This window comes from Cupriavidus sp. FW305-3-2-15-C-LB2, assembly GCF_058787575.1.
The window spans coordinates 36,561-46,233 of record NZ_JBYSZW010000062.1 but is presented as its reverse complement, the minus strand read 5'-3'; the positions used below and the strand labels follow the sequence as shown (position 1 = coordinate 46,233).

10 protein-coding genes and 1 pseudogene are annotated in these 9,673 nt (G+C 59.5%); 3 read left to right on the top strand and 8 right to left on the bottom strand.

Features of this window, described 5'->3' with window-relative positions:
- The coding region (locus AC3WRR_RS31250; protein WP_492299062.1) for an H-NS family nucleoid-associated regulatory protein at positions 1–163 on the top strand (163 nt) is incomplete at its 5' end.
- Between the two features lie 36 nt (positions 164–199).
- Here the strand turns inward: AC3WRR_RS31250 and AC3WRR_RS31245 are convergent.
- Positions 200–1,399, bottom strand: coding sequence for an alpha/beta hydrolase family protein (locus AC3WRR_RS31245; protein WP_492299060.1), 1,200 nt, complete (start codon positions 1,397–1,399; stop codon positions 200–202).
- Between the two features lie 140 nt (positions 1,400–1,539).
- Positions 1,540–2,514 carry a Bug family tripartite tricarboxylate transporter substrate binding protein gene (locus tag AC3WRR_RS31240; protein ID WP_492299059.1) on the bottom strand — a complete coding sequence of 325 codons (975 nt, stop codon included), beginning with the start codon at positions 2,512–2,514 and terminating at the stop codon, positions 1,540–1,542.
- Positions 2,515–2,621: 107 nt separating this feature from the next.
- Here AC3WRR_RS31240 and AC3WRR_RS31235 point away from each other — a divergent pair, with 107 nt between their 5' ends.
- Positions 2,622–3,572, top strand: a complete 951-nt coding sequence (locus tag AC3WRR_RS31235; protein WP_492299057.1) for a LysR family transcriptional regulator — start codon at positions 2,622–2,624, stop codon at positions 3,570–3,572.
- Between the two features lie 315 nt (positions 3,573–3,887).
- Here the strand turns inward: AC3WRR_RS31235 and AC3WRR_RS31230 are convergent.
- The 4 genes and pseudogenes from AC3WRR_RS31230 to AC3WRR_RS31215 all read right to left on the bottom strand — a co-directional run.
- Positions 3,888–4,141, bottom strand: a pseudogene (locus tag AC3WRR_RS31230) (sensor histidine kinase); the annotation flags it as partial.
- Between the two features lie 222 nt (positions 4,142–4,363).
- A complete protein-coding gene (locus AC3WRR_RS31225) occupies positions 4,364–5,101 on the bottom strand; it encodes an ABC transporter substrate-binding protein (RefSeq protein ID WP_492299054.1) in 738 nt (245 codons plus the stop codon).
- Positions 5,102–5,123: 22 nt separating this feature from the next.
- A complete protein-coding gene (locus tag AC3WRR_RS31220; protein WP_492299053.1) occupies positions 5,124–6,167 on the bottom strand; it encodes an Ldh family oxidoreductase in 1,044 nt (347 codons plus the stop codon).
- 20 nt (positions 6,168–6,187) lie between these two features.
- Entirely contained in the window at positions 6,188–7,195 is a 1,008-nt protein-coding gene (locus AC3WRR_RS31215; RefSeq protein ID WP_492299051.1) for a Bug family tripartite tricarboxylate transporter substrate binding protein, read from the bottom strand.
- A gap of 113 nt (positions 7,196–7,308) precedes the next feature.
- Here AC3WRR_RS31215 and AC3WRR_RS31210 point away from each other — a divergent pair, with 113 nt between their 5' ends.
- Positions 7,309–8,205 carry a LysR family transcriptional regulator gene (locus AC3WRR_RS31210; protein WP_492299049.1) on the top strand — a complete coding sequence of 299 codons (897 nt, stop codon included), beginning with the start codon at positions 7,309–7,311 and terminating at the stop codon, positions 8,203–8,205.
- 290 nt (positions 8,206–8,495) lie between these two features.
- Here the strand turns inward: AC3WRR_RS31210 and AC3WRR_RS31205 are convergent, their stop codons facing one another.
- Entirely contained in the window at positions 8,496–8,687 is a 192-nt protein-coding gene (locus AC3WRR_RS31205) for a hypothetical protein (RefSeq protein ID WP_492299047.1), read from the bottom strand.
- 265 nt (positions 8,688–8,952) lie between these two features.
- Positions 8,953–9,291: an IS66 family insertion sequence element accessory protein TnpB gene (gene tnpB, locus AC3WRR_RS31200; RefSeq protein WP_492299045.1), complete on the bottom strand. Its 339-nt coding sequence runs from the start codon at positions 9,289–9,291 to the stop codon at positions 8,953–8,955.
- Between the last annotated feature and the right edge of the window lie 382 nt (positions 9,292–9,673).

Sequence of the window (9,673 nt, the reverse complement as noted above, 5' to 3'; positions counted from 1 at the left end):
GTGCTTCGACCCGCCGCCGCCACCGCCCCCACCCGCGCCCCCGCCGGTGGCCGGTTACCGCAACGCTGCGGGGCAGAGTTGGGACGGGACCGGCGACATGCCCGACTGGCTGCGGCGGGCGGTCAATGCGGGGCAGTCGGTGGATTTTTACCGGGTGGGATGAGAACGCACGCCTATCGTGCTCCGAGAGCCGTCAGCGTTAATCCGACCGTTCTTCGTTATTGGATTGGTGCATTCCATGTTTGAGTTCTGCCATGGTTTCTTGAACCCAGTCGGCGATCGTGTCGACGCCAATATGGATGTTGTCGACGCTGCAATGCTCAGCGCCGCCATCCTCGAGCTTGTGCACAAATAGTTCAGCCTTGGAGCTGTTGACGCATTCAGCCACGAGACGTTCTGCCTGGGCAAGCGTAATTTGACGGTCGTTTTCGCCGTGGGTGACCAAAATCGGACAGCGAATTCTGTGGAGCACGCCTGCTAAGGTCATGCGATCAGCGGTGGCCAACATTCCCTCGATACTGCTCTCGCCGAATACCCACATCACGTGATCCCAGTAGTGAGGAACCGGGAGACGCTGATCACCGCTCTCATAGCGGTAGCGCTGGGTCGCTCCCCAGTCATAGTTTGCGCCCCACGCAACGCAGCACCGGAAACGACGCTCGAATGCGGCTGCACGGGGCGCATGAAATCCACCCAGCGATAGCGCCATGATGCCAATGCGCGACGCGTCAACGTCGTCGCGTCCTTCGAGATAGTCGATGCAGGCGGCGGCAGGCACTTCCGCCTCGGGAAAATTTGTCAGCCCCTTTGATCGAAGTGCCTCACCGACGCCTGGGTTGTCCACTAGCAGCACAGATACCCCCCGTTCGCGCAACGCCGATCCCATCCCTAGCAAGTAAAGGATTTCCTTCGTGACGTCCAGTCCGTCGAAATGCACCATGCAGGGCGCGCCACCACTTTCGACGCCGACAGCAGGTACGTAGAGAGCAGGCAATGTCGAGCTTTGATACGGAACCTCAACGAATTCAACGGGTTGCTCAGTCAGCTCGACGTACTGTCGAAAACATGCGAGCATGCTTTCGAATGCCTTCTTGCGATCTGCGAAATGAGGGGATTGCATGCGCTCGGCCTGCACGTAGTAGATCGCCGCTCGCTTGAACTTGTGACCGGCGCTCAAACGTCGGCCGTGCTTGAGATCCTGTCGCGCCAAGGCTGCCAGTCGATCGGCCAAACCACTCCACGCTGTAAAGAGTATCTCCGCGGCCTTAGAATCCTTCCGAAGCGATGCCTCTTTAACTGGCCCGGACGAATCTTCGATTTCGCCGATCTGCGCTCCCATGCCAAGAGCCAGATTGACGGCCATATTCCATGTGTAGTTGTCGCCGAAGTACTGAAACACTGTTGAACTCCTCTATTTTGAACTGTCATAGCAAGACAGCAGGTCCACTGATGACGTGCCCCACGTCAGGGCGACTCGCGATAGGTTGCTGGGACGCACAGAGCGTCAGGGCGGGATGGGGAGGCGCGCGGCAGGCCGAGTCAGTCCGTAGTGATGTTCTTCTCGGCGATGAGCTTTGCCCAGATTGCTTTTTCGGCAGCAATGTCCTTCGCAAACTGTTCTGGCGCCTGGTTGATCCGTTCGTATCCTTCCGTGTGCATTCGAGCGTTCAACTCCGGGCTGTTCATCACGCTCCTTATGGCAACAGTGAGCTTGTTGCGCACATCCGCAGGCAGATTTTTCGGGCCAAAGAATCCGTGCCAGATATACGCTTCGACGGGGACGCCTTGTTCGGTCATGGTTGGGATGGTGGGCACGGCCGGCAGTCGCTTCGCCGAAGTCAGCGCCAGACCATTCATCTTGCCAGCCCTAACCATGGGTTGCGAGTTGCCGACAGAGTCACACATGAAGTCGACCTCGCCTGACATGAGCGCGGTCACTGTCTGGGCAGCGCCTTTGTAGGGGACGTGCAGCGCTTGGATCCCTGCCGCTTGGTTCATGAGTTCGCAGGCAAGGTGATTGCCGCTACCGGCACCCACGCTTGCATAGGATAGTTTGCCTGGCCGCGTTTTCGCCAACGCGACAAATTCTTTAAAGCTTTTCGCCGGGAGCTTTGTTGATGTCAGCAGGTACATCGGATAACGGAGCGGCTCAGTGATCGGAGTGAAGTCCGCCACCGGGTCGAACGATTGTGGTTTCCTCAACAGCGGGCCAATGATGTGAGCGCTGTTCGAGGTGTACAGCAGCGTGTAGCCGTCCGGCAGCGCGTCCTTCACTGCTTTACTGCCGATGAGGCCGGTTGCTCCGGGTCGGTTATCTACGATGACGGGCTGCCCCAGCGCGTCTCCAAGCGACTTACCGATCAGCCGGGCGTAAACATCGGTGGGGCCACCTGCCGAGAAGGGCACGATCAGTTGGATGGGTCTGGATGGATACGTCTGCGCGGATACGGTCCCTGTAAGCGCCAGCATCGCGACAGAGACCAGCGCGCGGAATGCGCTCGTCAGTGTGATCATCGTGAAGTCTCCTGTGTGTGATGGAGATTTTGGACGACTGTCCCTGCCTCGACAAATGCCAAATTTCTTTGCCTAATATAGAATTATCTTATAGGGGGAAAAGCTCGATGGACTTGGTCCAACTTAGGTACTTCGCGCAGGTCGCACAACTGAAGAGCTTTACGAAAGCGTCTGAAGCGCTGCATATCACGCAACCTGCGTTGACGCGGCAGGTTCTCCTTCTGGAGGAGGAACTGGGTGTTCAACTGCTGTTCCGTCATAGCCGAGGCGCTGAGCCTACCGAGGCGGGTGTGAAGCTCCTCGCCGGGGCGGAATCAATCTTCCGCGTTGTCCGGGACGTCACGGTCGAAGTTGCCGAATCGAGCGGAAGGGTCGCTGGGACGTTGAGGATCGGTTTTCCGCCATCTCTTGGCGGATTCGTGATCGGCATGGCGGTGGATGCGTTCCAGCGCAAGTACCCAGAGGTAACGTTCGAGCTGCGCGAGGGTTTAAGCAATGAGTTGCGCGATCATCTACTCGCGGATCGGCTGGATCTCGCAGTTTTAATGATAGAGGCCGACCCGCCCCTGGTCAGCGTCCCCCTATGCGCGGAAGAATTGTGGGTTCTCCAGCCACCAAGCGGAAGAATACTGAATTCTCCCAGAACTTATACGCTTAAGATGCTGGCAAAGCAGCCGCTCATTCAGCCCGGACGGACCCAATTGGTGCGGCAGTACATCGAAAGCGTTGCTTTGGGTCAGGGCATCCCACTGCACATTGTGGCGGAGGCTGACGCGCTTCAGGTCACCAAGGATCTTGTTCGACGCGGGGTCGGAGCACACATCTCTCCCTATTCGGGTATTGCCGCCGACATCAAGCGCGGTGATTTTTCAGGCGGCTCGGTCCAAGGCTTGGTGATCTCACGATATCTCGTACGTCGGATGGACCGACCTATCACTCTCGGCATCGCCAGGTTTCAGGAGGCGATGCTCGAAACGATACAAGCCCTATATAAGTCAGATCATGCGATTCGTCCAGTGACGACAACGGAACGCAAGAAAAAAGGACGGAGCAACTAGTGTGAACACGCCCTAATACGTAGGGTCAGGCCCCGCGCCGCTCAATGCGCGATCTAGTTGGCTACTGCCGTTGCGCTTCGCCATCCCTTAGCAGTATGTCCCACTTGAAGCCAGGCGTTGCCTAACTGAAGGCTCCACACCAAGGCCGCCGCTTAAGACGCGGCGGCAATCATCCTCAAAGCCCGCTGGGGCAGCATTTCAGCATTTCTTTGCAGACCCAACCAACTTGCTCAAATAAGGGTGAAAAGCCCGGCAGCCGCGCAGCGCTCTGCCGCATCTTCAATAGCCGCACGGAATGCCCGCGTCGGAAAGCTCCAGCGACGCTTGACCGGCTTCTATCCTGGCCAGGTCAAGTACCTCGTTGATGAGCTCCCGCGGATGCCAGCCCCCTTTCAGGATCTGGTCGATGCTGGCCTGCCGCGACGCAGTTGGGGGCGGAGCCTCGGAGGCCATCAGTTACGCGAAGCCGAGGATGGCGTTCAGCGGATTGCGCAAGGATGGCTCATGTTCGACAGGAACTCCGACTTCGCATGGTTGGCAATTTCAGCGGAGGCTTGGGTCTGCTTCAGTACTTGCGTCGCGACTGACATGGCTGTGCTCCTGTCGTGGCTCGAGGCGAATTGCCTCGGTCCGCAACTCCTCAACTTAGGAAACTGCACAGCCGGTTGAATCACTTTGCAGCTTGGCCGGAAGGCATCTCACTGACGTCCGCGTACGCCAAGCTCCAGCCCCCACGAGTGACGTTACCTACGGCCTTCGCCGGGCGGGAGCGTGGTCAATTCTAGCCCTCGCTATGATTTCGTGGGCGCGACGGACGCGCCCTCGATTCCGTGACGCCTGAGAGCGTCCGAAACGAAGCAGGAGGCCTTCATCTCCTCGACGAACTGCCGTAGCAATTCCACGGCTTCAGCGCTGCGGGCTTTGGGGAGGCCCATGGCTTGCTGTATGACCATAAACCGGCCCGGCAGCAACCTCAGGCCCGCAGTGCGCTTGGCATCTGCTTCCAATTGCTGTCGCACCCCTGCAGCCACGTCCGCGCCCTGTTCCAGGAATGTTTTCACAACGGCAGGGGACGTCGGGGCGCGCACGATGTGTGCATGTTGCAGCGTACGAGTGAGATAAAGGTCATAGGCGCTCCCTTTTCCTACCACGACACGGCGTCCGGCAAGGTCGACCTCTTCGTTGGCCTTGACGGTAGATTGCTCCTTCACCAAATACGCGCCTTCGATCAGTACGTAGGGTTCGGTGAATGCGATGCCGGCCCCCCGGACTGGGTCGAGGGCAAAGAAGCCGAAGTCAGCCTGTTCGGCCGTGACGGCCTCGACCGACTTCCCCGCGGTGTCGAAGACGACTAGTTTAAGGGGGACGCCAAGCCGATGGGCGAACTCGCCGGCCAGGTCTGCTGAAACGCCGAATGGATTCCCGTCGGCATCGAGGTTTGCCAGGATAGGGTTGCCAACGTTGATGGCTGCGCGAAGGATTCCCGTCGGCGCAAGCTCCGCTGCGAGCCTTGCATATTGATTTGTCATGGTGCTTTCGGCGTGTGCAATCTCAGTTCGTCTTCGCGTTGGCATGTCGATCCAGTAGCGCCTTCACCGCTGGATCCATGGCAATGCCCTTTTCGCGCTGACGCGCCAGCTTGTCGAGTTCGATCTCTCCGGGAACAATGACGGGCTTGCCATGCTCGGCAGGTGCGCTACTGTGGAGGATCGCCGCAAAGTCTTGCATGCGCGCAGCCAGCCATTGCGCCGATCCCAGTCGCCGGGTGTCAACTAGAATAAAGAAATGGCCCAGGTTCTGGGGCTGGTCGGGTGCATCGACCCACGACTTGACGTGAGTCAGGTACGCCGCATCCGAGAGCAGTCCGGCGAAGAGATCGACCATCAGTGCCAGCCCATAGCCCTTGTGCCCGCCAATCGGCAGCAGGAAGCCATCGAGGGCAGCCTTGGGATCGGTGGTCGGTCGTCCTTGCGCGTCGGTGGCCCATGAATCCGGAATGGATTGTCCTGCCTTGAGCGCATTGCGAATCTTGGCGCGCGCGGCCACGCTCATGGCCATGTCCAGTAGGAAGTGGCGGCTGTCATGCCCCGGTACGCCGAAGCCCAGCGGGCTGTTGCCCAGGCGTGCGTCGCTTCCACCCCATGGCGCGATGGTCGTCGTGGCGTTGCTGCCAATCATGCTGGCGAATCCTGCTTCCGCCGCAATGTAGCTGTATGGTGAAACCGGCCCGAAATGATTGCTGCCCCGGACGAAGGCCATGCCGATGCCGAATTCTTCGGCGACTTCCATGGCGGCGCGCAGCGCCTTCATGCCAGCGAGCGGGCCGACTGCGTTGCCACCATCAACCTTCACCAACGCCGGCGCGGCGCGCTCGACTGTAATGGTGGGGCGTGCCGAGATACCGCCGGACTGGAGCCGTTCGCCATAGGATTCAATGCGAGACAGTCCATGGGTGCTGAGCCCGAAGAGGTCTGCGAGTACCAGGATGTCAATGACATCGATGGCGTCCCCTTCGGTCAGGCCCAGGCCCTGGAACGCGCGCACTCCGAGTTGGCGGAGTTCGGCTTCGGAGACTGTGATGCGATCTTGTTGCATGCTGGATATTCTCGTAAGACTTAGTTTGCCTGGATTCCCGCGCTGCGGATGACGGTGCCCCAGCGTTGTTGCTCGGTACGAATGAATGACGCAAATTCGGCGCTGCCCGCACCGACAGGCGTGCTTGCGTCCTCGGCAAGTCGTTGTCGCACCAGCGGGGTGGCCAGGGCCTTGACTGCCTCGGCATGCAGGCGGCTGACCACCGGCGTGGGCGTGCGCGCTGGCGCCATCAGCCCAAACCATTGTGAGCTTTCAAATCCCGGATAGCCTTCCTCGGCAATGGTGGGAACGTTGGGAATCGGCGCGAGGCGCTGTGACGATCCAACCGCGAGGATGCGCAGCTTGCCCGCCTTGGCGTGTTGCAGGATCCCCGCCAGGCCCGCCGATGCGGCGTCGATGTTTCCGGCGAGCAAGTCGGAAATCTGGGCGCCGGTGCCCTTGTATGGCACGTGCACAAGATCGATATGCGCGGTCTGTTTGAGCATCTCGAAGGCTACATTACCAGCGCTTCCATTGCCCGCCGATCCATAGGTCATGGCACCAGGCTTTGCCTTGGCCTGGGCGACGAATGCCTTGATGGAATCGCTATGAACGGTAGGCCCCACCGCGAACACCATCGGCACTTTTGCCAGCAAAGTCACCGGCGTGAAGTCCTTCAGAGGATCGTAGGGAAGCTTGCGCATCATGGCGGGATTGACGGCAAGCGTGCCAACGTGGCCGAGAACCAGTGTGTATCCGTCAGGTGCGGCGCGTGCGGTCTCCTGCATGGCGATGACACCCTGGCCGCCGCCCTTGTTGTCCACCACGATCTGTTGGCCCAGATTTTTTGACATCTCTGCCGCGATGACGCGGGCAATGGCATCCGAGCTTCCGCCGGGCCCGTACGGGACAATCAGCCGGATCGGCCTGGCGGGTGTCCAGGTCTGCGCCTGTGCGGGGATCAGGGCGGTGGCTAGCGGGATCGCGAGGGCGGCAAGGGCGGTACGGCGCGACATGTGCCGTAAAGGCTCTCGTATTTTGTTGGGCATTGGGTCTCCTGCTTGGTCAGGACAGTGTTTCGTTCCATCCATGGTGCGAATGATCACGCTGACCAGATTCCAGTGTAAAGTGCAAATATCACAAGTATTCTTGCGTCAGACACATGAATTTCGATTTGGCGGACTTGCGTGCGTTCCTGGCCGTAGCCGATCTGGGCAGCTTCAAGGCGGCATCCGATGCGATGTTCCTGTCGCAGTCGGCACTGTCGCGTCGCGTCGATAAACTGGAAGAAGCGCTTGGCGTCGCGCTGTTCACGCGGACCACCCGGAAAGTCGAATTGACTACCCTGGGCCGCATATTTGTGCACAAGGCGCGAAACGTCATCAACGAGCTGGAAGAGGCCATGCTCGGCATCCAGACCGTTGCCGAACGGCTGTCGGGTGAGGTGACGCTTGCATGCGTACCGTCTGCGGTCGGGCATTTCCTGCCCTCTGTCGTGGGGCCGTATCACGAGCGCTATCCGGGGATACGGCTCCGCATCATTGACGAGTCTTCCGGGGATGTCCTTCTCGCGGTCACGCGCGGCGATGCGGATTTCGGCCTGACCTATATCGGGACGCAGGAGCCTGACATCGATTTCTGCCCCTTGATTGAAGAGGCGTTCGTTGTCGCCTGTCGCAAGGGGCATCCGTTGGCGACGCGAAGAAGCGTCAAATGGACAGACCTTGAAGGTTTTGACTACATTACGCTAGCGCAAGGCAGCGGCAACCGCTTCCTGATCGACCAGGCGCTTGCGCGGCTGCCGGTAAGACCGCGATGGTATTGCGAGGTAAACCATGTTCCCGCCTTGGTAAGTCTGGTCCAGGCCGACCTGGGAATCGGTGTTGTGCCTCGAATGGCTTTGCCGCCGAAGTCCAGCAGTGGTCTGCTTGCGATTCCACTGACTGAGCCAGTGATAACTCGAACGTTGGGATTGATCTCGCGACGAGGACGCCCGTTGGCGCCGGCCGCCCAGTTTCTCTTTGACATGCTTCTCCGAAGACGAACAGCGAAACTCTAGGCGCGTGGCACGAAGTTACTGCAGTGTCAGTGACCGGTTGAATCTGCAGAGCACCTATGGTCACTCGGAAAGCAAGCGATGATCGACTGAGAATGGCCGGCTAATGCCGTTGCGAATCCGTCCGTTTGAGGTAGTAAGCGACTCGTTGAAGCGAGCGGAGCAGGGGGATTGCGAGGCCGGCGTGCCGGGACGCGGCGATAAGCACGATAACGTTCTGCTTATCGTGTCATCGCCAGAACTGAAACTGCTGAAAGCGCAATGCGTCGTGGTAGCGGTGGCGCGTCGGCACCTCAGTCGGGTATCCACGTGCAGTCGCTCGGAATGGAGGCAAAGTCGAAATGGGCAGCGGTATACACGGCGTTGCAGGCCCATACTTTTTCACCGTCCTTATAGGACGTGACCCGTTTGCCGTCGCTGACGCAATGCGCGCCGAGGAAAACTCCGTCCTGGCCGTTCGAACTGTCCAGTTGGAAACGGCGCATGCGGCGTGGCCCAGTAGTGGCCGTTCGGTAGGGGCGAGATCGATTTTTGAGGTACTCTCATCAGCCCTGCAATGCGGGGTCACACAACGCGAACTGCTTCGTGACGGCAAAACAGAGGCTCTGTCAATCCTCCAACAGTCGTTTGTCACCACGGAGTAGAGTTGTGCATTCACAGACTTAAGAAAACTCTTGCCACCTAGATCGGCAGGCCTTCGCCACAAGATGCTAGCGTTCTTCGATTGTTTGCCAAGTGGTTCCAGAGTTATCAAGGGCAGCGCGGGTTGCCACCTACCGATGGGGGGCCGCGTAAGTGCGCGCAGGTCTTCGAGGCTCTGCCAGGGCAGGCCGAGCACTGGGGCGTCGAACTGCGCCGGCGTCGGTTGTGCGCCGGTGGTACCGGCAGGCTAGGCAAAGCGCCCTGGTTAAGACGGCGCGCGGCGCACAACACGCCAAAGCCATCATACATCAGCAGTTTGACGCGTGTGTAGCGGGCGTTCGCGAACAGGTAGGCGTGACGACACTGGGCTGCGCCGAAGACTTGCACCACGCGAGCCAGCAGCCGCTCGCTTCCGGCACGTATGTCGAGGAATCGACGGCCAACCACAGCGCGTCAATGCGGGAGTTAGCTGGGCTGGGCACCCAGGCGCTCTTGGGCCTCCCCAGCAACGTGGCGGACATATTTAATCGGCCGCAGCCAGGCGAGTCCAGCGGTCTGGCGCCTCGCAGTCGGCCGCTGTTAGCAGCAGCGTCTCTCCGCATTGCTTGCAGTAATACGCAAAGGCATTTGCACCGCCTTTAGTACGCTGCGTCTCGGATTTCACCAATTTAGAATGCGGCGGAAAATAGCCGGGGCGGTCAAGTTGAGACAGGCACAGTGTGCACAGAGACATTGTTGTTCGGTGGTCAATAAAGAATCGTCCATTTGCTTTAGATGGAAGGCGGTCAGCCGCGGGTACAGAATCGAGATGGGGAGGCACCGCAGGTTC